This is a genomic window from Paenarthrobacter nitroguajacolicus (assembly GCF_029952445.1).
GTDB lineage: Bacteria > Actinomycetota > Actinomycetes > Actinomycetales > Micrococcaceae > Arthrobacter > Arthrobacter nitroguajacolicus_B.
Genome location: NZ_JAQPPK010000078.1, coordinates 1 through 544, shown reverse-complemented (window position 1 = coordinate 544; position 544 = coordinate 1). Strand labels below are relative to the sequence as shown.

The window sequence follows — 544 nt, the reverse complement described above, 5'->3', positions numbered from 1 at the left end:
CTCGTCGGGGCCTGCGCCGTGGCCATGACCACCGGGAAACTACCCTCCAACGGCGGACTCCGACCCCAACTCACCGTCAACATCGACTACCGCGACCTCTGCGACACCATCCGCCACCACCCCACCACCAGCACCAGCACAGGCACCAGCACCGCCGGACAGGGCACCGGCACCACCGGACAGGGCATCAGCACCATCGCGGGACCGCGCATCAGCACCGGGACCGCGACGTTCACCGGCCCCATCCACCCCAACACCATCCGCAAAATAGCCTGCGACGCCGACATCATCCCCATCGTGCTCGGCACCGACTCCCAAATCCTCAACATCGGCCGCACCAGCCGGATCTTCCCACCCCACATCCGCAAAGCCATCACCGCCCGCGACGGCGGCTGCGCCTTCCCCGACTGCACCATTCCCGCACCCTGGTGCGAAGCCCACCACATCACCTACTGGTCACACCAAGGCACCACAGGAACCAACAACGGCACCCTCCTCTGCTCCCACCACCACCACCTCATCCACAAAGAACAATGGCGCATCA

Annotated in this window: 1 protein-coding gene; it reads left to right on the top strand. The window is 65.6% G+C overall.

Annotated features, from left to right (window positions below; translation table 11 throughout):
• The coding region (locus PJL15_RS22595; RefSeq protein ID WP_281453360.1) for an HNH endonuclease signature motif containing protein at positions 1–544 on the top strand (544 nt) is incomplete at both ends.